At 33.7% G+C, this 25,088-nt stretch carries 24 protein-coding genes; 20 read left to right on the top strand and 4 right to left on the bottom strand.

The features are described 5' to 3' along the window. Positions 1 to 60: 60 nt before the first annotated feature. On the top strand, positions 61 to 855 hold the full coding sequence (locus tag DWX29_RS05450; protein WP_118565342.1) for a M15 family metallopeptidase: 795 nt from the start codon (positions 61 to 63) through the stop codon (positions 853 to 855). Between the two features lie 98 nt (positions 856 to 953). Here the strand turns inward: DWX29_RS05450 and DWX29_RS05445 are convergent, their stop codons facing one another. Together DWX29_RS05445 and DWX29_RS05440 are read right to left on the bottom strand one after the other, a co-directional pair. Next, complete coding sequence (locus tag DWX29_RS05445) at positions 954 to 1,256, bottom strand: DUF6120 family protein (protein WP_118565341.1); 303 nt, start codon at positions 1,254 to 1,256, stop codon at positions 954 to 956. Positions 1,257 to 1,285: 29 nt separating this feature from the next. Then, complete coding sequence (locus DWX29_RS05440; protein ID WP_022089757.1) at positions 1,286 to 1,618, bottom strand: PadR family transcriptional regulator; 333 nt, start codon at positions 1,616 to 1,618, stop codon at positions 1,286 to 1,288. A 366-nt stretch (positions 1,619 to 1,984) separates the two neighbouring features. Between DWX29_RS05440 and DWX29_RS05435 the strand changes: the two genes are divergently transcribed. The 5 genes from DWX29_RS05435 (at position 1,985) to coaBC (ending at position 6,552) form a co-directional block, all read left to right on the top strand. After that, the gene (locus DWX29_RS05435) at positions 1,985 to 2,824 is read left to right on the top strand and encodes a Rossmann-like and DUF2520 domain-containing protein (protein WP_118565339.1); all 840 of its coding nucleotides are present in this window, start codon (positions 1,985 to 1,987) and stop codon (positions 2,822 to 2,824) included. Further along, a complete protein-coding gene (panB, locus tag DWX29_RS05430) occupies positions 2,821 to 3,648 on the top strand; it encodes a 3-methyl-2-oxobutanoate hydroxymethyltransferase (RefSeq protein WP_022089759.1) in 828 nt (275 codons plus the stop codon). Before DWX29_RS05435 ends, panB begins: the two co-directional genes overlap by 4 nt. Before the next feature lie 154 nt (positions 3,649 to 3,802). After that, entirely contained in the window at positions 3,803 to 4,645 is an 843-nt protein-coding gene (gene panC, locus DWX29_RS05425) for a pantoate--beta-alanine ligase (RefSeq protein WP_118565338.1), read from the top strand. A 239-nt stretch (positions 4,646 to 4,884) separates the two neighbouring features. Continuing rightward, the gene (panD, locus tag DWX29_RS05420; RefSeq protein ID WP_022089761.1) at positions 4,885 to 5,280 is read left to right on the top strand and encodes an aspartate 1-decarboxylase; all 396 of its coding nucleotides are present in this window, start codon (positions 4,885 to 4,887) and stop codon (positions 5,278 to 5,280) included. 81 nt (positions 5,281 to 5,361) lie between these two features. Then, positions 5,362 to 6,552 (top strand): bifunctional phosphopantothenoylcysteine decarboxylase/phosphopantothenate--cysteine ligase CoaBC, encoded by a 1,191-nt coding sequence (gene coaBC / locus DWX29_RS05415; RefSeq protein WP_117908753.1) that lies wholly within the window; start codon positions 5,362 to 5,364, stop codon positions 6,550 to 6,552. A 117-nt stretch (positions 6,553 to 6,669) separates the two neighbouring features. On the opposite strand, the gene DWX29_RS05410 is transcribed toward coaBC, so the two are convergent. Next, on the bottom strand, positions 6,670 to 7,476 hold the full coding sequence (locus DWX29_RS05410) for a zinc dependent phospholipase C family protein (protein WP_117908755.1): 807 nt from the start codon (positions 7,474 to 7,476) through the stop codon (positions 6,670 to 6,672). Positions 7,477 to 7,968: 492 nt separating this feature from the next. Between DWX29_RS05410 and DWX29_RS05405 the strand changes: the two genes are divergently transcribed. From DWX29_RS05405 to DWX29_RS05390, 4 genes are all read left to right on the top strand, one after another. Beyond that, positions 7,969 to 9,267, top strand: a complete 1,299-nt coding sequence (locus DWX29_RS05405; RefSeq protein WP_243053240.1) for a putative DNA modification/repair radical SAM protein — start codon at positions 7,969 to 7,971, stop codon at positions 9,265 to 9,267. Continuing rightward, positions 9,267 to 10,031 (top strand): TIGR03915 family putative DNA repair protein, encoded by a 765-nt coding sequence (locus tag DWX29_RS05400; protein ID WP_118565337.1) that lies wholly within the window; start codon positions 9,267 to 9,269, stop codon positions 10,029 to 10,031. The genes DWX29_RS05405 and DWX29_RS05400 overlap by 1 nt, the downstream gene beginning before the upstream one ends. A gap of 109 nt (positions 10,032 to 10,140) precedes the next feature. Continuing rightward, entirely contained in the window at positions 10,141 to 13,893 is a 3,753-nt protein-coding gene (locus DWX29_RS05395; protein WP_118565336.1) for a phosphoribosylformylglycinamidine synthase, read from the top strand. Between the two features lie 87 nt (positions 13,894 to 13,980). Next, on the top strand, positions 13,981 to 14,568 hold the full coding sequence (locus DWX29_RS05390) for a DUF308 domain-containing protein (RefSeq protein ID WP_118565335.1): 588 nt from the start codon (positions 13,981 to 13,983) through the stop codon (positions 14,566 to 14,568). A gap of 162 nt (positions 14,569 to 14,730) precedes the next feature. Here the strand turns inward: DWX29_RS05390 and DWX29_RS05385 are convergent, their stop codons facing one another. After that, positions 14,731 to 15,618, bottom strand: coding sequence for a DegV family protein (locus DWX29_RS05385; RefSeq protein WP_118565334.1), 888 nt, complete (start codon positions 15,616 to 15,618; stop codon positions 14,731 to 14,733). A 247-nt stretch (positions 15,619 to 15,865) separates the two neighbouring features. Here DWX29_RS05385 and DWX29_RS05380 point away from each other — a divergent pair, with 247 nt between their 5' ends. The 10 genes from DWX29_RS05380 to purE all read left to right on the top strand — a co-directional run bounded on the left by DWX29_RS05380 (position 15,866) and on the right by purE (position 24,979). Further along, positions 15,866 to 17,152, top strand: a complete 1,287-nt coding sequence (locus DWX29_RS05380; protein WP_118565333.1) for a dihydroorotase — start codon at positions 15,866 to 15,868, stop codon at positions 17,150 to 17,152. Positions 17,153 to 17,187: 35 nt separating this feature from the next. Next, positions 17,188 to 18,105, top strand: a complete 918-nt coding sequence (gene pyrF, locus DWX29_RS05375) for an orotidine-5'-phosphate decarboxylase (RefSeq protein WP_022089770.1) — start codon at positions 17,188 to 17,190, stop codon at positions 18,103 to 18,105. A 110-nt stretch (positions 18,106 to 18,215) separates the two neighbouring features. Then, positions 18,216 to 18,986, top strand: a complete 771-nt coding sequence (locus DWX29_RS05370) for a dihydroorotate dehydrogenase electron transfer subunit (protein WP_117908767.1) — start codon at positions 18,216 to 18,218, stop codon at positions 18,984 to 18,986. Then, complete coding sequence (locus DWX29_RS05365) at positions 18,986 to 19,888, top strand: dihydroorotate dehydrogenase (protein WP_118565332.1); 903 nt, start codon at positions 18,986 to 18,988, stop codon at positions 19,886 to 19,888. Before DWX29_RS05370 ends, DWX29_RS05365 begins: the two co-directional genes overlap by 1 nt. A 106-nt stretch (positions 19,889 to 19,994) precedes the next feature. Then, positions 19,995 to 20,675: an orotate phosphoribosyltransferase gene (gene pyrE, locus DWX29_RS05360; RefSeq protein WP_022089773.1), complete on the top strand. Its 681-nt coding sequence runs from the start codon at positions 19,995 to 19,997 to the stop codon at positions 20,673 to 20,675. 18 nt (positions 20,676 to 20,693) lie between these two features. Continuing rightward, positions 20,694 to 21,152 carry a VanZ family protein gene (locus DWX29_RS05355; RefSeq protein WP_243053235.1) on the top strand — a complete coding sequence of 153 codons (459 nt, stop codon included), beginning with the start codon at positions 20,694 to 20,696 and terminating at the stop codon, positions 21,150 to 21,152. 8 nt (positions 21,153 to 21,160) lie between these two features. Next, complete coding sequence (locus tag DWX29_RS05350; protein ID WP_118565331.1) at positions 21,161 to 21,487, top strand: hypothetical protein; 327 nt, start codon at positions 21,161 to 21,163, stop codon at positions 21,485 to 21,487. Between the two features lie 151 nt (positions 21,488 to 21,638). Continuing rightward, on the top strand, positions 21,639 to 22,256 hold the full coding sequence (locus tag DWX29_RS05345; RefSeq protein ID WP_347497651.1) for an HD domain-containing protein: 618 nt from the start codon (positions 21,639 to 21,641) through the stop codon (positions 22,254 to 22,256). 17 nt (positions 22,257 to 22,273) lie between these two features. Then, positions 22,274 to 24,274 (top strand): aminopeptidase, encoded by a 2,001-nt coding sequence (locus tag DWX29_RS05340; protein ID WP_118565330.1) that lies wholly within the window; start codon positions 22,274 to 22,276, stop codon positions 24,272 to 24,274. Positions 24,275 to 24,478: 204 nt separating this feature from the next. Next, the gene (purE, locus tag DWX29_RS05335) at positions 24,479 to 24,979 is read left to right on the top strand and encodes a 5-(carboxyamino)imidazole ribonucleotide mutase (RefSeq protein WP_022089778.1); all 501 of its coding nucleotides are present in this window, start codon (positions 24,479 to 24,481) and stop codon (positions 24,977 to 24,979) included. The last annotated feature ends 109 nt before the right edge of the window (positions 24,980 to 25,088 follow it).

Below are 25,088 nucleotides of genomic sequence, written 5' to 3'. Positions count from 1 at the left end.
TTTTTTAGAAACACTTTACTATGATGATTTATAACAAAAAATCATAGTGAGGTGTTTTTTATGTACACAAGTGAAAATGGATACAAAATAAGAAAAGAAAAGGAAAGGGGCAATGAAATAAAAAAATTAAGAAAAAGTAAATTGAAAAAGTGCATAGGTGTATTAGGAATATTAATAGCATTGATTATTATTACAGGGTGTGTGAATAACTTTGGAAAATTTGTGATTACTAAAAATAATGTAAGAGCTGCTAATAAAAATGAGAAAACTATAGAAACAACTAAGCCATCTAAAAAATCAGATTGGAAATTGATTCTTGTGAATTATCAAAATAAAATTAACAGTGATACAAAAATTGATGTGGTGCAATTGAAGAATGGACAGGCAATAGATAAGAGATGTTATGAAGAATTACAGCAAATGATGGATGATTGCAGAGATGAAGGACTTGACCCTATTATTTGTTCATCATATAGAAGCCATAGAAAGCAAAAGATTTTATATGAACAGAAAATTTATGATCTTTTAAATGAAGGTTATTCACAAACGAAAGCAAAAAACGAAGCCGCAACCGTAGTGGCTATTCCGGGAACAAGTGAGCATGAAATCGGGCTTGCAGTAGATATAGTAGATGATAACTATCAAATGTTAGAGAACGAACAGGAGAATACACCGGTTCAAAAATGGTTGATGAAAAACTGTTGGAAATATGGATTTATATTGAGATATCCTGAGAATAAGAAAAAGATAACAGGTGTAATATATGAACCATGGCATTACAGATATGTCGGTAAAACAGCAGCAAAAGAAATAATGAGTAAGGGAATTTGCTTAGAAGAATATTTAGATGAATAATAACAGGTTGAGAGTGAAATAGAAGAGTAAAAAATAACCTTCAAAAAATAGAAATGTTTCTTATCTTTGAAGGTTGTTTTATTTCTGATAATCATAAATTATATAACAATTGAAAATAACAGAAGAACTGCAATAATAGTAAGAAAAACACAACTTACTATATTTAATTTATGTACATTATAGTACAAATTGTTGTTAGCATTCCAAACAAAATATGAATTAATTACATCATCAGGAGTACCAAAATTTTTATATAGTTCTTCAAGAGAAGAAATATTATATTCGTTACAATATTCTTCAAGATAGTTTTGCAATTTTTCTATATATAGTCTTTCAGATTTACCTATAATGGGAAATGCTGATTTTACGTTCTTAACATACATCTTACATACTCTATTCATTATATAGTTTATCCCCCTTTCGTAAAAAATTAATTAAGTGAGTCTAAAATAGTCTTAACACCATTTATAGTATTGTTGTAATTATTTGATAATTGCTCAAGATAATTAATACCTTCATCTTCAATGTGATAGTAAATTCTAGTTCTCTTTCTACCAACTAATTTAGAATATTCACTAATTTTTCCTTCATTCTCAAGCTTGTATGTAGCTGTATAAATAGTATTTTGAGAAATAGAAAGAAGTCCACCTGATTTCTCTTCAATGCTTTTAGTAATCTCATATACATAAGCATCGTGATTCTTTAAAAAAGATAGAATAAGTAATTCAGTTATTCCATTAATAAAATAATTTCGTTCAGCCACAATTACACCTACTTTCAAATGATGTGACAAGTATAATATATTTAATTATATAAATCAATATTTTGAATAACAAATTATATAGGTTATAAGAATAACATTGAAAGATGGCAGGCTATTCTTATTTTAAGGCTATATATTTTTTCTATATTTAAAAGTTCAAAATGTAGATACCCTTGCGAAATTTTTGTAATTGTGATAGAGTGTCTCGAGGAAAGACCGCTATGTTATTGCGGCTTTATGGATGGTATTCGAAAGAAACTATACCAAAAGACAATTTCTTATATTAATAATTTGAGTGTGCATAGCCGATATTTCATTTTAGAAAATCGGACTCATTATCCCGTAACTAAGGTTAGGAGGGATGCCATGAAAATTGGATTTATAGGAGCAGGGAAAGTTGGCTTTTCCCTTGGAAAATATTTTGCTGAAAATGGTCAGAATGTTTGTGGCTATTACAGTGAATTTGAACATGATGCTGTGGAAGCAGCAGAATTTACAAACAGTAAAGAATACAAAGAAATCAATGATTTAATAGCGGATAGTGATGTGATTTTTTTGACGGTATCTGATGGGCAGATTAAGTCTGTATGGAATCAGTTGAAAAGTCAGCACATTAAGAATAAGATTATTTGTCATTGTAGTGGCGCTATGTCGTCAGATGTCTTTTCGGATATAACCGACATGAATTGTTACGGTTACTCCATCCATCCACTCTTTGCAGTAAGTAATAAATACGATTCTTACAAAGAGCTTTCCAATAGTTATTTTACAATTGAAGGTGATACAAAATATTTAGACCGGATGATTAGTCTATTTGAAAATCTGGGAAATAAAGTTATTACCATAGACAAAAAAGATAAAGTCAAATATCATGCTGCGGCAGCTGTTTGCAGTAATCTTGTGGTAGGACTTATTAACATGAGTGAAAATCTGCTTAAGGAATGTGGATTTGATGAAAAAAGTGCTCATGAGGCAATTACGCCTATCGTTATGGGAAATATCAAACATATTATTAATGACGGAACGGTTAATGCACTTACGGGACCTATTCAGAGAAATGATATTGGCACAATAAAAAAACATTTGGAATGCCTTAATGATGATGAAAAAAGAACATATAAGGCAGTATCTTTGGAAGTTTTGAAAGTTGCGGAGAACAGAGATAAAAATATTGATTATAGTGAGATGGAGGAAATATTAAAATGAAAACTACAGTAACAACACTTCAGAATATGAAAGCAGAAAATAAAAAAATTGCAATGCTTACATGTTACGATTATTCAACAGCAAAGCTTATGGACGAGGCAGGAGTTGATACAATTTTAGTAGGTGACTCTCTTGGAAATACAATGCTTGGTTACGAAGATACAATCAGCGTAACAGTGGAAGATATGATTCATCACTGCGCAGCTGTTGCAAGAGGGGCAAAGAACCCGTTAATCGTTTGCGATATGCCATTTATGTCATATCAGTCATCAGTATATGATGCAGTTGTAAATGCAGGTCGACTTATGAAAGAGGGACGTGCGCAGATGGTAAAATTAGAGGGCGGAAAAGAAGTTTGCCCACAGATAGAAGCTATTGTTAAAGCATCAATTCCGGTTTGTGCTCATTTGGGACTTACACCACAGTCAATTAACGCACTTGGTGGATATAAGGTACAGGGAAAGACAGAAGATGCAGCTCAGAAATTAATAGATGATGCAAGAGCAGTAGAAGCAGCAGGAGCTTCAATGCTTGTACTTGAATGTGTTCCTGAAAAGCTTGCTACAAAGATTACGGAAGAACTTTCAATTCCTACAATTGGAATTGGAGCAGGAGCAGGTTGTAGCGGACAGGTTTTGGTATATCAGGATATGCTAGGAATGTTTACAGATTACGTTCCAAAGTTTGTTAAGAATTTTGCAAATGTTGGTGAAGTAATGAAAAACGCGTTCAGACAGTACAAAGAGGAAATTAACAATCAGACTTTTCCGGCTGCAGAACATTCATATAAAATAGATGATGAAGTAATAGGAAAATTATATTAAAGAATTGTAAAAAGCGAATAGCCGCCGACCGAAGGGAGGGGCAATACAGAATACAGGAGGAAACAAAATGAACGAAGTTCATTTTCTATAAATGTTTCCGACGAATAGCCGCTGACCGAATGGAGAGGCAATACAGATTACAGGAGGACGAACAATGAAAGTAGTAAAAACAATTAAAGAAGTTAGAGAAAATGTAAATACTTGGAAAAAAGAAGGACAGACAGTTGGATTTGTACCAACAATGGGATATCTTCATGAAGGACATGGAAGTCTTATAAAGAAAGCAAGAGAAGAAAATGATAAAGTTGTAGTCAGCATATTTGTAAATCCAATGCAGTTTGGACCAACAGAAGATTTGGAAAGTTATCCAAGAGATTTAGAAAAGGATAGCAAATTCTGTGAAAGCCTTGGCGCAGATTTGATTTTTAATCCTGAACCTGAAGAAATGTACAAAGATGGTTTTAGTTCATACGTTGATATGTCAGTGTTGACAGAAGAATTATGTGGACTTAGCAGACCTGTTCATTTCAGAGGTGTATGTACAGTAGTAAGCAAATTATTTAACATCGTAAACCCTGACAGAGCTTATTTTGGCCAGAAGGATGCTCAGCAGTTAGCGATTATTAAGCATATGGTACAGGATTTAAATTTTGATATTGAAGTTATCGGTTGCCCTATTGTAAGAGAAGAAGATGGACTTGCAAAGAGTTCAAGAAACACATATCTTTCAGCAGAAGAAAGAAAAGCAGCTTTAATTTTAAGCAGAACAGTTAAGCTTGGAAGAGAAATGCTTGAAGCAGGTGAAACTGATGCGGATAAGATTGTTGAAGCTATGAAGAAAAATATTGAAACGGAACCACTTGCTAAAATTGATTATGTTAAAGCGGTTGATGGCTTAACAATGCAGCAGGTTAAGAAAGTACAGAAGCCAATGTTAGTAGCTATGGCAGTTTACATTGGAAAGACAAGATTAATAGACAATACCATTTGGGATTAAGCCAAGCCATGCACCTGCAAATAATTTTTTCAGATGAGAGCTTGCTCTCAAATATGAAAAAAATTATTTGCAGGTATACGGCGCAGCCGTCCATGATAAAATGCGGAGCATTTTAGAATGGGGCATGGCAAAAAAATGCAGGTATACGGCGCAGCCGTCCATGATAAAATGCGGAGCATTTTAGAATGGGGCATGGCAGACGGAATACAATGTAAAAATAAAAGCGGAAGGAAATAAAAATGCAGATAGAAATGTTAAAAAGCAAGATACACCGTGCAACAGTAAAACAGGCAGAATTAGATTATGTAGGAAGCATAACAATTGATGAGGATTTATTAGATGCAGCAGGAATTTTAGAATATGAAAAAGTTCAGATTGCTGACGTAGATAATGGAAATAGATTTGAAACTTATGCAATTGCCGGTGAACGCGGTTCAGGAATGATTTGCTTAAATGGAGCAGCAGCACATTGTGTATCATTAGGCGATAAGGTAATTATTATGTGTTATGCACAGATGACACCTGAGGAAGTTAAAGAAAACAAGCCAAAGGTTGTTTTCGTAGATGATGACAACAAAATTACAAGACTTACAAATTACGAAAAACATGGAAGATTATTTGACTTGGAAAAATAGAAAACATGGGAGATTGCCTGATTTAGAAAAATAGGATAAAATAGGGAAGAATATTTGATTTAGAAAAATAGGAGAACCGTTATGTTAAAAGGAAAAACAGTAGTGTTAGGCGTAACAGGAAGCATAGCAGCGTACAAAATTGCAAGCTTGGCGAGTGCTTTAGTAAAACTTCATGCAGATGTAAATGTTATAATGACTAAAAATGCAACAAATTTTATAAATCCTATTACATTTGAATCGCTTACGGGAACAAAATGCCTTGTAGATACATTTGACAGAAATTTTGAATTTCAGGTTGAACATGTGTCATTAGCACAGAAAGCGGATATATTTATGGTGGCTCCTGCCAGTGCAAATGTAATTGGAAAGATTGCAAATGGTATTGCGGATGATATGCTTACGACAACAATTATGGCAGCAAAATGTCCTAAATATATTTCTCCTGCAATGAACACGAATATGTTTGAAAATCCTATTGTTCAGGACAATCTTAAAAAACTAAAGGATTATGGCTATGAAGTTATTGAACCGGCAGTAGGATATCTTGCATGTGGAACTACCGGCAGTGGAAAAATGCCTGAACCTGAAGTGCTTCTTTCATATATTATGAAAGAACTAGCATTTGAAAAAGATTTGAAAGGCAAAAAGATTTTAGTTACTGCGGGTCCTACGAAAGAAAAAATTGATCCTGTTCGTTTCATCAGCAATCATTCTACAGGAAAGATGGGTTATGCAATTGCAAAAAATGCAATGCTTAGAGGTGCAGATGTAACTTTGGTTAGTGGACATACTTCTATAGAAAAACCTGATTTTGTTAAAGTTGTGGATGTCGAAAGTGCACAGGATATGTACGAAGCAGTAGCAGCTGAATTTGACAATCAGGATATTCTCATAATGAGTGCGGCAGTTGCCGATTATCGTCCGGTTAATCCTGCGGATAACAAGATTAAGAAAAAAGAAGGAGATTCTTCAATAGAATTAGAGAGAACAACGGACATCATTGGAACGCTTGCTCCTAAAAAGAAAAATCAGTTTGTATGTGGCTTTTCCATGGAAACTGAAAATATGCTTGAAAATTCAAAAGCAAAACTTGAAAGGAAAAATCTCGACATGATTGTTGCAAACAACTTAAAAGTTAAAGGTGCCGGATTTGGAACAGACACAAACATAGTAACAATTATTACTAAGGATGAAGTAAAAGAGTTGCCAATTATGTCTAAAGACGAGGTAGCAAATGCTTTGCTTAATGAAATAGTTAAAAAACAGAAATGAAAATAAACATATTTCAGACAAAATACTTTTAGTGTTAATACGAAAGGTATTTTTATGAATTGAAACAAACAACGGGTAAATAGCTTGACTGGCTATTTACCCGTTGTTTTATTTATTTTAATTAAGCCTGTTACCGTTAAAGTCATAATGGAATCTTGGTGACAAAGCAACTGAACCGGACAATACTTTTCTGTAGTTTTTTATAAGTGATACAGCCACAGGAACAGAATCTCTTAACATTTTTTCTAATTCAATTGTATTTTTACGACATTTCTTATTTGCCTCAGGTTCAATCATGTGACCTTTAAAAGATTTATAATGAAATGTTCCACGCATGAGAATGTCAATTATTTTTTGCTTTGGCTTTCTAGGAGCAACAAATAAATGCTTAATAAGTCGCATCCATCGCATGCATTTATGTGAAGCAATTGTTGAAAGTCCTTTATAAAATACAGCAGCACTTTTGGCGGTGGCATAATCTGTAGAAACAAGTTTGTGCATTGGGTAGCGTTCAGGTTTAAAACCATCTTTTGAAAGCAAAAGATTCTCCAAATCACCTTCAATTTCTATGTGACCGCAACCTGTTTCATTCATACTTAAATTAACATAGGGATGACAAATGCTGTCCAATGTAAAATGGCATATAAATCCCATGATATAACTGAATTCTGCACTGTGAATTCCATATTTATGTACTACATCAATGGAATTAAGCATAAATGTGTAAGCATCGGATTTGTGAAGTTTAACACCATATTGGTTGATTTTGTTCATTGAAAAGGCTCTGTAGAAAAATAGATAATCAGGGCCCTGAAGTCCAAGTCTGAATGAATTTGGATATCTTCTGATAATTTCTTTATATTCAACGGGCAAATTTTTAATTACAAGTTTGCCAAATTTGTTATGAGCATATAATGAGGGCATAGTAATTCCTCCTTCTTAAGTATAAAACTTTTGTATAAATTCTTCTGTAGTTAGCCGTACCAAGTTTTTTCACCCGCGTATGAGTAAACTCAAGTGGGCTTAGAAACTCCAACGTTGATACCTACGGATTGTTTCGTGCTACGCACTCTTTACCCTAGCCTCGTATAATTTTATTTTAGCACAAATTAAAAAAAAAATAACATTATGAATATTAAATTTTCATTAATAATGTATTACTCAATAAAAAAGTTACAGAATTTGACTATTGCAAATTGTGCAAAAGGGTGTTATCATCATAACAGAACGTATGTTCGACAGAAAGGCGGTGACACATACATGGATAGCATGGAATTGAGTAATAAATCAGACGTAATTAGTATTGACAATTTAAGTAAAGAGCTTAATGATGCTACATATAATAAAACCAGCGTTATTGATGACAGTAAATTTAATACAGATTCCGTGGAAGTTAATGTTACTCATAATCTTAGCATGTCAGAGAAGTTAAGAATATTGACAGATGCTGCCAAGTACGATGTGGCGTGTACAAGTAGTGGCGTCGACAGAAGCAATAAGGGAAGTGGACTTGGAGATACTCATGCGTGTGGAATATGTCATACATTTGCGGCGGATGGAAGATGTGTGTCACTGCTTAAGATATTATTTACTAATGAGTGTATATATGATTGCAAGTATTGTGTTAACAGAGTTTCTAATGATGTGCCGAGGACAACATTTACACCTGATGAAGTTTGTAAATTAACCATAGAGTTTTATAGAAGAAATTATATAGAAGGGCTATTTTTGAGCTCGGGAATAGTTAAGAATCCTAATCATACAATGTCACTTATTTATGAAGCAATTTGGAAATTGAGAAATATACATCATTTTTATGGCTATATACATGTAAAAGTAATTCCGGGTACATCACCTGAAATTATTGAAAAATTGGGTTTTCTTGTTGATAGAATGAGTGCCAACTTAGAATTGCCAACGCAGGAAAGCCTTTCTGAACTTGCACCGAACAAGCATCATAAGAATATAATTACACCCATGAAACAGATTAAAGATGGAATGGGTCATTTGCTTCCGGGGAAGAATGACGGATATTATTATCCAATGAAATATGGAGGTTATAAGAGTTCTAAATTTGTCCCGGCAGGGCAGAGCACTCAGATGATTATTGGAGCAACAAGAGAAACAGATTACCAGATATTAAATGTAACAGCTACATTGTATGAGAAGTTTAAACTTAAGAGAGTGTTTTATTCAGGATTTGTAGATGTGAATCATAATATAGAGGCACCATCTTTGGAAGGTCATAGCATTTTACTTAGAGAACATAGATTGTATCAGGCGGATTGGCTATTAAGATATTATGGTTTTACGGCAGGGGAATTATTAAGCAAAGAGAAGCCTAATTTTAATATGGCGTTAGATCCTAAGTGCGACTGGGCTATTAATCATATAGAACAGTTCCCTGTGGAGATTATGAGGGCAGATTATTATACGTTGTTAAGAGTTCCGGGAATTGGTGTAAAGTCTGCAAAACGAATTGTGTCAGCAAGACGATATGGTAAGTTGGAGTTTTCTAATTTAAAGAAGATGGGTGTTGTATTAAAAAGAGCAGCATTTTTTATAACATGTAACGGAAAGACAATGATGCCTCTTAATATGAATCAGGATTATATAGCACGTTCAATAGCGGATAGTGACAGAAAGAATACTTATGCCATTGATAATAATATTACTTATACGCAGATGAATATATTTGATATGGGGGTGAACTGATGAATGAATTTAAGGAAATAACTCTTGTATGTGATGACTCATTTGATGGAATTATGACTGCTGTATATGACGGATGGGTTTTAATGCTTAAGGGTAATAAAGTAAAGATTTATCCGGGAGATGATTATGCATATGAGTTGTTTTGTGAGAACATTAATTGTAAGACTAACGTAAAGAAGGCAATTAGTGTTGCACAGGCAATTCAGCAGAAGATATCGGTTGAAGCATATGAATATGTTTTCAGGGCAGCACATCATTATGATAAGAATCGCGGGAATGCTATTTTGGAATTCCTTAAAGTGGGATTTAGAGCAGGTAGTAGAACTACTAAGATGCTTAGTGAAAATAGAGTAATGACCGTAATGGAATTGGCAAGAAAAGTTTCTAATGAGGCGAATGTATTCAGAGAAATATTAAGATTTAAAGAAATTAACGGTAAATTTTTATTTGGCACAATAAGTCCTAAGTGTGATGTTTTACTATTAATTGAGAATCATTTTACATGCAGATATCCTGAAGAAAACTGGATTATATATGATGATATTAGAAAAAAAGCGCTAGTTCACAGGTATAAAAGTGAAACAATAGTTGTATCCGGAGAAGAGCTAGATAGAGTGATTGATCAGATTGATATAGATGATGATTATGAGGAATTGTGGAAAGTATTTTTTGATGCGATAGCGATAGAAGAGAGAAGAAATGAAAAGTGTCAGATGAGACACGTCCCTAAATGGTATAGAAAACATATGAATGAATTTAATTAAAACATTTTTAAAGTGTACTTATTAAAAAAAAAGTGCTATACTATCGAATAAGTATGGGTTATGTCGCAATGACATAATCCATAATAAAACTACTATTCAGGAGGAACTCATGAGCAAGGTAAAGAGAGTTTATGTGGAAAAGAAACAGCCATATGCTGTTAAAGCCAAGGAACTTACAGAGGATATCAAGGGTTATTTAGGAATCAACACATTGGATGCCGTAAGAGTTTTAGTAAGATATGATGTTGAGAATTTATCTGAAGACACTTATAAGAAAGCATTAACAACAGTATTTTCTGAACCACCGGTTGATAATGTTTATGAAGAAAATTTTCCGTTTAACGAAACAGACAGAATTTTTAGCGTGGAATATTTGCCGGGACAGTTTGATCAGAGAGCTGATTCTGCAGAACAGTGTGTTAAGTTTTTAAATGAAGACGAGAAGCCTGTAATTAAAAGTGCAACAACATATGTTTTAGAAGGACATATGAGTGATGAACAGTTTGAACAGGTTAAGTCATATTGTATTAACCCTGTAGATTCAAGAGAAACAGGTTTAGAAAAACCTGAAACACTTGTAACAGAATTTGAAGAACCTGCAGATGTTATTATATTCGATGGCTTTAAGGATATGGAGGAAGCACCACTTAAAGAATTATATGATTCTTTAGGACTTGCTATGACATTTAAAGATTTTCTTCACATTCAGAATTATTACAAGAATGAAGAAGACAGAGATCCTTCAATAACAGAAATAAGAGTATTAGATACATATTGGTCAGATCATTGCCGTCATACAACATTTAATACAGAACTTACAGATGTTACATTTGATGATGGATATTTTAATAGTCCACTTGTTAAGACATACGAAGAGTATATGGAAACAAGAGAAAGTGTTTTCAAGGGTAGAAAGGACAAGTTTGTCTGCTTTATGGATTTAGCACTTATGGCTATGCGTAAGTTAAAGATGGAAGGTAAATTAGACGACCAGGAAGAATCAGATGAAATAAATGCATGTAGTATTGTTGTGCCTGTAGAAGTTGACGGCAAGGAAGAAGAATGGCTTGTTAACTTTAAGAATGAAACACACAACCATCCTACAGAAATTGAACCATTTGGTGGCGCTGCAACATGTTTAGGTGGAGCAATCAGAGATCCATTGTCAGGACGTACATATGTATATCAGGCAATGCGTGTAACAGGTGCAGCTGATCCAACTAAGTCAATGAGCGAAACTTTAAAGGGTAAATTACCACAGAAGAAGATTGTTCAGGGAGCAGCTAATGGATATAGTTCATATGGTAACCAGATTGGTCTTGCAACAGGATATGTTAAGGAAATTTATCATCCTGATTATGTTGCTAAGAGAATGGAAATCGGTGCGGTTATGGGAGCAGCTCCTAGACGTGCAGTACAGAGATTAAATTCTGACCCGGGTGACATTATTATCTTATTAGGTGGTAGAACAGGAAGAGACGGTTGTGGTGGAGCAACAGGTTCTTCAAAGATTCATACAGAACAGTCAATTGAAAGCTGTGGAGCAGAAGTTCAGAAGGGTAATGCACCTACAGAACGTAAATTACAGAGATTGTTCAGACGTGAAGAAGTAAGTTATTTAATTAAGAAATGTAATGACTTTGGTGCAGGTGGTGTATCTGTTGCTATAGGTGAATTAGCAGACGGATTACATGTAAACCTCGATAAAGTAACTAAGAAATATGCAGGTCTTGATGGTACGGAAATTGCAATTTCAGAATCACAGGAAAGAATGGCAGTTGTTGTAGATCCTAAAGATGTAGAACAGTTCTTAAAATATGCTAATGAAGAAAATCTTGAAGCAACAGAAGTAGCATATGTAACAGAAGAACCTAGACTTGTATTAGAATGGAGAGGAAAAGAGATAGTTAATATTTCAAGAGCATTCCTCGATACAAACGGAGCTCATCAGGAAACAACAGTAGAAGTTGAAATGCCGGATGAAGATAAGAACTTCTTCAAGAAACCTCAGGTTGATGATGTTAAGGAAAAATGGTTAGAAACATTATCAGATTTAAATGAGTGTTCACAGAAGGGATTAGTAGAAAAATTTGACGGCTCAATTGGAGCAGGTTCAGTATTTATGCCATTTGGTGGTAAATATCAGTTAACAGAAACTCAGACAATGGTAGCTAAGCTTCCTGTACTTAAAGGTAAATGCGATACAGTAACAATTATGAGTTACGGATTTGATCCATATCTTTCAAGTTGGAGCCCATACCATGGTGCAATTTATGCAGTAGTAGATTCTGTAGCTAAGGTAGTTGCAACAGGTGGTGATTATAAGAAGATTAGATTTACATTCCAGGAATACTTCAGAAGAATGACAGAAGATCCAAAGCGTTGGAGCCAGCCATTTGCAGCACTTCTTGGTGCATATGACGCTCAGATGGGATTTGGTCTTCCATCAATCGGTGGTAAGGATAGTATGTCAGGTACATTTAATGATATTGATGTTCCTCCAACACTTGTTTCATTTGCGGTAGATGTTGCAAAAGAAAAAGATATTATTACACCCGAATTTAAAGAAGTTGGAAGTAAGATTGTTAAATTTGAAATATGCAGAGACCAGTACGAAAAGCCAAATTACGAATGTATGATGAAGTTATATGATGCAATTCATGAAATGATTCAGAATGGAACTATAATTTCAGCATATGCATTAGATAGTAAAGGTGTTATTCCAGCAGTAAGTAAGATGGCATTTGGTAATAAGATTGGTGTTTCTGTCAGCGGACAGATTCCTGGAGCAGATTTATTTGCACCTGGATATGGTGATATAATTGCAGAAGTACCTGCTGATAAGATTGATGATGTAAATGTAAGTTATGTATTAATCGGTGAAACAACAGATGATGCTACACTTAAATATGGAGAAGAATCAATTTTATTAGATGATGCAATTAAGACATGGGAAAAACCACTTGAAAAAGTATTCCCAACAAGAAGTCATAAAGACACATCAGTTATCGATACTCCTGTATACGATAAAGGAAGTGTTTATGTATGCAAGAATAAGATTGCTAAACCTACAGTATTTATTCCTGTATTCCCAGGAACTAACTGTGAATATGACAGTGCTAAGGCATTTGAAAATGCAGGCGCAAAAGTTATTACAAAGGTATTTAAGAATCTTACACCTGAAGATATCAGAGATTCAGTAAAAATCTTTGAAGAAAGCATTAATCAGTCACAGATTATTATGTTCCCAGGTGGATTTAGTGCAGGTGATGAACCGGATGGATCAGCTAAGTTCTTTGCTACAGCATTTAGAAATGAAAAGATTAAAGAAGCTGTTCATAAACTTTTAAATGAAAGAGATGGATTAGCACTTGGTATATGTAATGGATTTCAGGCTTTAATTAAGTTAGGATTAGTTCCAAACGGACAGATTACAGGACAGAATGAAAATTCACCAACATTGACATACAACACAATTAACAGACACGTATCTAAGATGGTTTATACAAAGGTTGTATCAAATAAATCACCTTGGTTACAGTTAGCAGAACTTGGTGGAACATATGTAAATCCTGCTTCACATGGTGAAGGAAGATTTGTTGCATCTGAAGAATGTATTAAAGAATTATTTGCTAACGGTCAGGTTGCTACTCAGTATGTAAATGAACAGGGACAGCCTACAATGGATGAAGAATGGAATGTAAACGGTTCATATTATGCAATTGAAGGTATTACATCTCCAGACGGAAGATGCTTAGGTAAGATGGCTCATATCGAAAGAAAAGGAAACTCAGTAGCTATGAATATTTATGGCGAACAGGATCTTAAGGTATTTGAAGCCGGAGTTAAGTATTTTAAATAATAAAAACACTTATATTGTAAATAATAACAATAAACAAAATTATGGGCCCGGAGTAATCCGGGCTCATATTGAAAAGGAAGATGCGATATGAATTATTTGAAAAGTCTTAAATGGGAAATGGTAATTTATGCTTTGTTATGTATATTAATGGGCATTTTGATGATGATTTATCCAAGTAGCATATTGAATACAATTTGTTATATAATAGCAGTTATATTTTTACTTTTAGCAATAAGATATTTACTTGAATATAGAAAAAGAGATTTGATAAATGATTTTTATAAATATGAACTTGTAGTTGGAATTATTTTTATAGTTGCTGCAATATTTGTTCTTGTAAAAAAAGATTTTGTTATATCAATCATTCCGTTTATAGTTGGAATAATTATAGTGATAAGTGGAATTATGAAAATTGAAAATGCTTTGGATTTGAAAAGAATGGATTCACATTGGGTATTTTTACTTATAGTGGCAATTGTTAATGTATTATTAGGAATTGTAATATTAATTAATCCTCAGAACACAGCAGTATTTGTTACAAGAATTACAGGAATAATTTTAACATACTCAGGAGTTGTAGATTTAATTACAACATTAACTGTATCAGGTAAAATTAGAAGATGGGTAGATGATAATGCAATTATAGATACAGAAAGCAGAGATATAGATGAATAAAACCAAAAGCCTCGCAAATTGCGAGGCTTTTGGTTTTATTGGCTCTTTGTAAAGAATGGGGGTAACCCAAGTTTTATTGTGCACCTTTTAGCACACGCTTTGAATCTTTGTAAAATATGGTGAACCCCAAGTGTATAAACATTTACTTCTTGTAATATATATCTATTTTAAAGTTTCGTATTTTTGAATAATACCTACACCTATAGGATAAGGACCTGTGTGAACAGCAGTTGTCATACCGATATCAACATTAAGTTCGTCTAAGCATTTTACTCCAAGTGTGCTTTCAGCATCCTTTAAGAATTCAGCTCCTTCCTCTTTATCATATCCCCAACCAACGTTGAAGTTGTAATCATCTTTACTTAAATTGTTGTCAGTAAAGTGCTTGTTAACAGTATCCAAAACAGCTTTCTTCAATTTAGCACGACTTCTGCCGATTCCGCCTAAACCTAATTCACCGTTTTTAAGTAAGATGATAGGTTTGATTCCTAATTTACCTGTTGCAATTGAAGCAAGCTTTCCAATACGACCACCGATTTTAAGATAATCAAGAGAACCAACAGTAAAGAAAATGATTGCTGTAGGAATTAATTTGTCAATTTTTTCAACAGACTCTTCAAAACTAAGACCGTCATTTTTCATCTTTACAATTTCATTTACTAATAATGCCTGTGTAACAGTGTTTTGCTTAGAATCAAATACTGCAATCTTTGCATCAGGGTAGTCTTCCTTAATTAAATCAGCAGCTGTTCTTGCTGAATTATAAGAACCACTAAGAACAAGAGAAATTGTTAAACATATAACAGGAATATCCTGTTTAACATATTCTAAAAATGTATCCATATATTCTTCAACTGATGGAAGTGATGACTTTGGAAAAACATTTTCATTAACAAGCCTTGTGTAAAACTCATCTCTTGTTATATCAATGCTGTCTTTTAAATAATGTTCCTGGTCAAAAGAAACAGAAAAAGGAACAACTGTAATGTCATTCTTTTCAACATATTCTTTTGATAAATCACATGCGCTATCGCTAATTATTTTATACATAAAACTAAACTCCTTAAGATAAAAGAATCTTTTGTAAAATCTATATAGTTATCAATACTAGATGAAGTATAACACTAAACTATCATACTGGCAATAGATAAAATAATAATAACATAAAATAATGCAAAATAGCTATGAACTTTATATATTTCATTTTCTTTTACTTGCCTTGAAACGAATACATTTATTTGATATACTTTTAGATGGCGTATTCTGCCTGAAAACAGGCGGCCGGAAAGAGGTATATATGACAATTCTTATTAAGAACGGAAGAGTAATTAATCCGTCTGAGAAAATGGATAAGGTGTTAGATGTCTATGTTAAGGACGGAGTAATTGTTGAAAAAGGGGAAAACATCGAAAAAGAAGCTGATAAGGTTATTGATGCTAAGGGATGTTTTGTAATGCCGGGACTTATAGACTTACATGTTCATTTTAGAGACCCGGGGCTTACTTATAAAGAAGATATAATAACAGGAAGTATGGCGGCAGCTAATGGTGGATTTACATCTGTATGTTGCATGCCAAATACAAAACCTGTTACTGACAATGCAGAAGTGGTCAGATATATTATAAATAAAGGAAAAGAAGCAGGATATACAAATGTACTTCCTGTAGGTTCTGTCACAAAAGGAATGGCAGGAAAACAAATAACAGACGTATTTGAACTTAAAGAGGCAGGTGTTTGCGCAATAAGTGAAGATGGTAAATCTGTTATGGATTCTAATGTATATCGTGATGCAATGAAAAATGCAGTTAAAGCGGATGTGCCGGTATTAGCTCATTGCGAAGATATCAATTTAGTAAATGGCGGCGTAATGAATATGGGCGACAAATCAGAAGAATTTGGAGTTAAGGGTATTAGTAACGCTGTTGAAGATATAATTGTGGCAAGAGATATTTTGCTTGCAAAAGAAACAGGGGCTAAATTACATTTGTGCCATTGCTCAACAAAAGACAGTGTAACAATGGTTAAAAAAGCAAAAGAAGACGGAGTTAAAGTTACTGCAGAAGTATGTCCACATCATTTTGCCATGAGTACAGATGATATGGATAGTGCAGATGCAAATTATAAAATGAATCCTCCACTTAGAACAAGAGAGGATGTTGACGCACTTATAAAGGGACTTAGCGAAGATGTTATGGATGTAATTGCAACAGATCACGCACCACATAGTGCAGAGGAAAAAGCAAGAAGCATAACAGAAGCACCTTTTGGAATTGTAGGATTGGAAACAGCAGTACCATTAACAGTGACTCATTTGCTTAAACCGGGATTTATCACACCTATGCAGATGGCTGAAAAGATGAGCTATAATCCTGCTAAAGTATTAGGAATAGACAAAGGTTCATTGGACGAAGGAAAAGTAGCCGATATTACAATTATCAATCCGGATGAGGAATACATTATTGATGTAAATGAATTTAAGTCTAAAGGAAGAAATACTCCATTTGGAGGAACAAAAGTATCAGGAAAAGTTAAATGGACAATTTTAGGTGGAAAGATTGTTAAGGAGCCTGAAGAAGAAAGATAAGTAAATTAATATAAAGCATAAAGGAGCAGAATAGAATGATTAACAAACTTGTAAAAAAGATTAAAGAAACAAATGCACCTGTAGTTGTAGGATTAGACCCAATGTTATCTTACATACCAAAGCATATTACAGATAAGGCATATGCTGAATTTGGAGAAACACTTGAGGGTGTGTCAGAAGCACTTTGGCAGTATAATAAAGGAATTATCGATGCAACATACGATTTAATACCTGCAGTAAAACCACAGATTGCAATGTATGAACAATTTGGAATTCCGGGATTAGTTGCATTTGACAAGACTGTAAAATATGCAAAAGAAAAGGATTTAGTTGTTATTGGAGATGTTAAAAGAGGAGACATCGGTTCAACTTCTGCAGCTTATGCAACAGGACATCTTGGGAAAGTTAAGGTTGGCAATAATACATATTCATTATTTGATGAAGATTTTGCTACAGTAAATCCTTATCTTGGAACAGATGGTATTAAGCCGTTTGTGGATGTATGTAAAGAAGAAAAGAAAGGTTTATTCATTTTAGTTAAAACATCAAATCCATCAAGTGGAGAATTTCAGGATAGAATGATTGACGGAAGACCACTTTACGAATGGGTTGGTGAACAGGTTGCTAAATGGGGCGAAGACATAATGGGAGATGACTACAGTTATGTAGGAGCAGTTGTAGGAGCAACATATCCTGAAATGGGAAAAGTTCTTAGAAAGGTTATGCCAAAGAGTTACATTCTTGTACCGGGATATGGTGCACAGGGTGGAACAGCAGACGGATTAAAACCATACTTTAATGAAGACGGATTAGGAGCAATTGTAAATTCTTCAAGAGGTATAATTTGTGCATACAAGCAGGATAAATATGCTAAATTTGGAGAAGCAAATTACGCAGATGCTTCACGTCAGGCTGTTGTTGATATGATTGAAGATATTAATTCAATTTTCTAAAATAGCTTATAATTAAAAGAGTAGTGGAATTGTATAATGCAAAAATGCATACCGGATTTCTACTCTCAAATTAAAATATACAAACACAATCTAAGAAAGGTGCTGTTTAGATGAAACATAAAGAAATCGCAAAAGTAATTTCACAGGAATCCATAGCAACAGGAGTTTACAGTATGTGGATTCAGACAAAAGATATTGCAGCAAAAGCTGTAGCAGGACAGTTTATATCTGTTTATTGTAAAGATGGAGCAAAGCTTTTACCTAGACCAATCAGTATTTGTGAAGTTAATAAAGAAGAAGGAACTTTAAGAATCGTATATAGAGTAGTAGGTGGAGGAACCACCGAAATGTCCGGATATGTGTCAGGTGATGATATTGACATTTTAGGACCACTTGGAAATGGATTTATGCAAAGAGAAGGCAAAAAAGCGATTCTTATCGGAGGAGGTATAGGTATACCTCCAATGGTTCAGTTAGGAAAAGAATTAAAAGAAATCGCAGAAGTTCAGACAGTTGCAGGATATAGAGATGAATTGTTTCTGATTGACGAACTTGAAAAAAATGGTGATGTTTATATTGCTACAGAAGATGGAAGCACAGGAACGAAAGGAACAGTTATAGATGCGATTAAAGCATGTGCTGTAACAGGCGATGTAATTTATGCGTGTGGACCAACACCAATGCTTAGAGCGATAAAAGAATATGCTTTGGCAAATGACATTGAGTGCCAGATTTCATTAGAAGAAAAGATGGCATGCGGAATTGGTGCATGTCTTGGATGTGTATGCAAGTCAAAAGAAAAAGACCATCATACAAATGTAAATAATAAACGAATTTGCAAAGACGGTCCCGTATTTTTAGCACAGGAGGTTGAATTATAATGAATACAAAGGTTAATATTGCAGGCGTTGAATTCAAAAATCCTGTTATGGAAGCATCAGGAACATTTGGTTCAGGAGCTGAATACAGCGAATTTGTAGATTTAAATAAATTAGGAGCAGTAGTTACGAAGGGCGTGGCCAATGTACCATGGCCGGGAAATCCTACACCTAGAATTGCAGAAACTTATGGTGGAATGCTAAATGCAATCGGTTTACAGAATCCGGGATTTGATTTATTCGCAAAAAGAGATATCCCATTTCTTAAACAGTTTGATACAAAGATTATTGTAAATGTGTGTGGCCATTCTACAGAAGAATATATTGATGTTGTAGAAAAGCTTGGAAACGAGCCTGTAGATATGCTGGAAATCAATATTTCATGTCCTAATGTAAAGGAAGGCGGAATAGCTTTTGGACAGGACCCTAAGGCAGTAGAAGCAATCACTAAAGAAGTTAAAAAAGTTGCAAAACAGCCAATTATCATGAAATTAAGTCCAAATGTAACAGACATAACTGTTATGGCAAAGGCAGCAGAAGCAGGTGGTGCAGACGCATTATCACTTATTAATACAATTACAGGAATGAAGATAGATGTTGAACGTCAGAAATTTGCTTTGGCAAATAAGACAGGTGGTCTTTCAGGCCCTGCAATAAAACCGGTAGCAGTTCGTATGGTATATCAGGTTGCAAATACCGTAAATATTCCTATAATCGGAATGGGTGGAATTAAAGATGCAAATGATGCAATGGAATTTATATTAGCCGGTGCAACAGCAGTTTCAATAGGAACAGCAAATTTTACAAATCCATTAGTAACAGAAGAAGTTGTTGCAGGAATTGAAGACTATATGAGAAGACACAATGTTGAAGATATCAATTCATTAATCGGATTAGTAAAATGATAGAGGAGGAAACAAAATGAACGAAGTTCATTTTCTATAAATGTTTCCGACGAATAGCCGCTGACCGAAGGGAAGGGGCAATACAGATTGGTAAAGGAGAAACAAAATGGAAGCGTACAAGCAGGAATTTATTGATTTTATGGTAGAAAGTGATGTTTTAAAATTTGGAGAATTCACATTAAAAAGTGGAAGAAAATCACCATTTTTTATGAATGCAGGTGGATATGTAACAGGTTCACAGCTTAAAAAGTTAGGAGAATATTATGCAAAGGCAATCCATGATACATATGGAGATGATTTTGACGTATTATTCGGACCTGCATATAAGGGAATCCCTATCAGTGTTGTAACAGCTATTGCATATAGCGAATTATATGGAAAAGATGTACGTTACTGTTCAGACCGTAAGGAAGAAAAAGACCATGGTGCTGACAAGGGAAGTTTTCTTGGAAGTAAGTTAAAAGATGGTGATAGAGTTGTCATGATTGAAGACGTAACAACATCAGGAAAATCAATGGAAGAAACAGTACCAAAGGTAAGAAATGCTGCTGATGTTGAAATCGTAGGATTAATGGTTTCATTAAATAGAATGGAAGTTGGAAAGGGTGGCGAAAAATGTGCCCTTGATGAAATTAAAGAATTATACGGATTTGATGCAAATGCAATAGTAACAATGGAAGAAGTTGTTGAACATTTGTATAATAAAGAATGCAATGGAAAAGTAGTAATTACAGATGAGATTAAGGCAGCGATTGACGAATACTATGACAAATATGGAGTAAAATAGTCGGGAGATTTTAAAGTAGTGACAAAGACTCAAAAAAGGATACGGCTTTGGGGTCGTATCCTGTTTATATTGTATTTATTATGTGCTTTGTATGTAATGTTTTTCTCTGAAAGTTTAGATAGAGAGCTGGTTAGTGATACATACAGATATAATTTAACATTATTTAAAGAAATTAAGCGCTTTTGGAATATGCGCTACACATATGGCTGGAATGTTACACTTATAAATCTGGTAGGAAATGTAGTATGTTTTCTGCCGTTTGGATTTTTGCTACCAACCATATCAAGAAAACCAATATTTAAAAATATAATAACAGTTACAATTTGGGCAATGCTGCTTAGTTCTGGAATAGAGACAGCACAGTTGCTGACAAAAGTAGGTGCTTTTGATGTTGATGACATTTTCCTTAATACATTAGGCGGATGTTTAGGATATATAATATTCAGATTAACAAAACTTCACAAACATGTTATGTAGGAGAAACAATGGCGAAAAGAAATAAAAAAGACAAAAAACAAAGAATAGCATTAAGCAGTTATACAAAGGGCGGAAGAATATCTTCGCTTATAGCACTTGAAGCTTTTATATTACTTGTTTTAACAGTTGCGTTATGCATAGTGCAGAATGGAAACGCAGGTATATATGTAGGAATTTTGGCATGGGCTATATTTGGACTTGCGCTTGCCGGATTTGTAATAGGTTTAAAAAGTTATCAGGAAGAAACAAAGTTTCTAAAATACACATATATAGGAACAATTTCTAATGCAGTAATATGGATTGGAATTTTGTGCGTATTTTTAATATATGTATGATGCCAGGGTGAAATTGTGGGAGTGCGTAGCACGAAACAATCCGTGGACATCAAAGCCGGGGAGGTTTGCTCCACCCGATATCATATATATGATCAAGAAAACGATAGCCGGATAATTAGATTACAATTTTAAAAATATAAGAAAGGATGCTTTGCACAGCAGTAATGGTAAGACAATGTCGGATAAAGAAAGATTTGAAAAGCAGATGGAATTTATCAGAGAAGTAGATAAATCAAAAGAAATTTTTAGACAATCATATGTGACAAGTGGCAGTAGACATGAAAATGATGCTGAGCATGCATGGCATCTGGCTATGATGGCAATGATAATGAATGAGTATGCAAATGAAAAAGTAGATTTGCTTAGAGTTATAGAGATGGTACTTGTACATGACCTTGTTGAAATAGATGCAGGTGATACATATGCATATGATAATAAGGGAAATGAAACAAAGAGAGAGAGGGAGTTAGTTGCCGCAGACAGAATTTTTAATATACTTCCAAATGACCAGGCAAAAATGATTAGAGGACTCTGGGATGAATTTGAAGCCGGAGAAACAAAAGAAGCAAAATTTGCAATAACATTAGACAAAACTCAGCCAATAATGTTAAATGATGCTACTGACGGAAGGGCATGGATGGAGCATGGTGTAAAAAAAGAACAGATTATGGCTAGAAACAAAAAAACACCGGATGGTTCCGTCAAAATATGGGATTATTTTGAAAATATAATTAATAAAAATGTAGAAAAAGGCAGAATTAAAGAATAGCCTTTAGGAGTAAATCTATGATTAAAGAAAGATATGATATTGCTATAGAAAGAATAAAAGAAATAATTACTGAAGATACAGTAGAAGAAAAATTTCTACCTTATTTTGTTGCAGCAGCACAGTTTATACTTAAAATAGATAATTTACTTGGGCTAATAGAAAGCAAAAAGATTGAAAAACTGACTTTAGAGCAGTTGACAGCTCTTAATAAAGATTTATATGAAGATGAAACAGAAATTGTATATGGAAAATGTTTCGCAAATCCTAAATTTGCAGTAGAAAAATTAGGAGAAGAATACGGACAGTTATTATGTTATGTATTTACGGCAAACAGAAATATGATTTCTAATGCATTTCAGGGCAAATTAGAAGAAATAACATTGAGAATGGAATTGTTTATAGAAATATATAATCAATTTGAAGATAGAGAAAATCTTACAAAAAAATCAATTCATGATATGATTTATTCTTTTGAAAAAGATAATTCAGAAATTTTTATGACTAACAGAATAGATGAAATAATAAATCCGGAAAATGATTTTGCAGTTAAGATTGTAATGGAAAGTGATTTAGAAGATTTAAGATATTTATACAAATATGGTGAAAGTATTAGTGAAAACGAAATAGAAACAGCAAAATTTTTAAATACACTTTCACAGGAAAAAATAGATAAAATCGCAAGTGTTTATACAGAAGGATATAGACTGGGGTTTATAAATACAGGAAAGGATTTATCTATTAAAAGTGCAGTAGACATAAGATATTATATTGGATTTGAAAGAATAATCCGTGCGGCCATAAAGCAGTTTGAAAATATGGGCTTAAAACCGGTTATTTATAAAGGAGGATATGAATCTACCAAGATAAATAAGCAGTATTGGTTTGACCATAAGTTAGATGATGCATTATTCTTTGACAAAGGTTATGTACAAAGAAAGTTAGAGGTTGCAACTACAGCATTTGAAAATAGAAAGAAAATAGCAGCACTTATGGCAGGACCGGCGGTTATAGAAGTATTTGGAGAAAATCCATTTGAGCCGGAAAATAAAAAAGAAGCTTTACAGTTAAGCAAGGAGCAACAGAAATTAAAAGTTGAATATGCAAGAGAATATACTCAGATAGTTCAAAAATATATTAAGGGCGATGAGAGAAGCTTTACGATTATTGCGTTTCCACTTCCTGAAATTGGAATGGATTATGAAGAATTATTCGAAGAAACAGTTAAAATTAACTGTTTAGATCAGGATAAATATCGCAAGGTACAGCAGAGTATAATAGATGCCCTTGATAAGGCAGATTTTGTAAGGGTCGAAGGAAAAGGAAGCAATAAGACATACATTACGGTTAATATGCATGAATTGAAAAATCCTGAAAAAGAAACTAATTTTGAAAACTGTCTGGCAGATGTAAACATTCCATTAGGAGAAGTGTTTACTTCGCCAAAACTTACAGGAACTAACGGAGTGTTACATGTGAGTCAGGTATATTTAAATGAATTAAAATATAATGATTTGGAAATTACATTTGAAAATGGATGCATAAAAGACTATACATGTAAGAATTTCGATACTGAAGAAGAAAATAAAAAGTATATAAAAGAAAATGTTATGTTTAATCATGACACTTTACCTATAGGGGAATTTGCCATAGGAACAAATACAACAGCTTATGTTATGGCAAATAAATACGATATAGTATATAAACTTCCAATTTTAATAGTGGAAAAAATGGGACCTCATTTTGCAGTAGGTGATACATGTTACAGTTGGGAAGAAGATGTTAAGACATTTAATCCTGATGGAAAAGAAATTGTAGCAAAGGAAAATGAAATCTCAGCTTTAAGAAATGAAGATTTGTCAAAAGCATATTTCAGTTGCCATACAGATATAACGATACCTTATGATGAACTTGGAGAAATTACAGCCGTAACTAAAAATGGTGAAGAAATTGTCATTATAAAGGATGGAAGATTTGTTCTTCCGGGAACAGAACTTTTAAATGAAGCTTTTGATAAATAAAATAAACATAAAAATGTAAATAAATGCAATAAAATTGTTAATTTAGTACCCCATTTATTGACGTAATAAGTCTTAACAGTTACAATGTAAGTGTTTTTATGATTTAATAAGCCAGGGGAGGATTGTGTGAGTGCGTAGCACGGAACAATCCGTAGGCATCAAAGTTTAATGCAATACTATAAGAAATTATGAAGGAGAAGAGCAATGGCAAAAGTAGCAATTGTAATGGGCAGCGATTCAGATCTGCCGGTAATGAGCAAAGCAGCAGATTTTCTTGAAGAGATAGGAATTGATTATGAAATGACAATCATATCAGCACACAGAGAGCCGGACATCTTTTTTGAATGGGCTAAGGGCGCAGAAGAAAGAGGAGTAAAAGTTATTATTGCAGGAGCTGGTAAGGCAGCTCATCTTCCGGGCATGTGCGCAGCTTTATTCCCTATGCCGGTAATAGGTATACCAATGAAAACATCAGATTTAGGCGGAGTAGATTCATTATACTCAATCGTTCAGATGCCATCAGGTATTCCGGTTGCAACAGTTGCTATTAATGGTGGACAGAATGCAGGTATTCTTGCAGCAAAGATTCTTGCAACATCTGATGCACAGTTGCTTGAAAAGTTAAAAGCATATACAGAAAAAATGAAAAAAGACGTTGTAGCAAAAGATACAAAGTTGAAAAAAGTAGGATATAAAAACTACTAAAATTATATTAAAAAACGTAATGGTATTATATTTTCATATAATCGGTACTAAATTTTAATATGAAAAATAAAAAAACATATTTATTATAATTTGTTTTTGCATTATATGA

This window comes from Eubacterium sp. AF19-12LB, assembly GCF_003479125.1.
GTDB classification, from domain to species: Bacteria; Bacillota; Clostridia; order Lachnospirales; family Lachnospiraceae; genus Eubacterium_U; species Eubacterium_U album.
The sequence above is the reverse complement of the archived record's forward strand: the minus strand, read 5'-3'. Positions and strand labels throughout refer to the sequence as shown.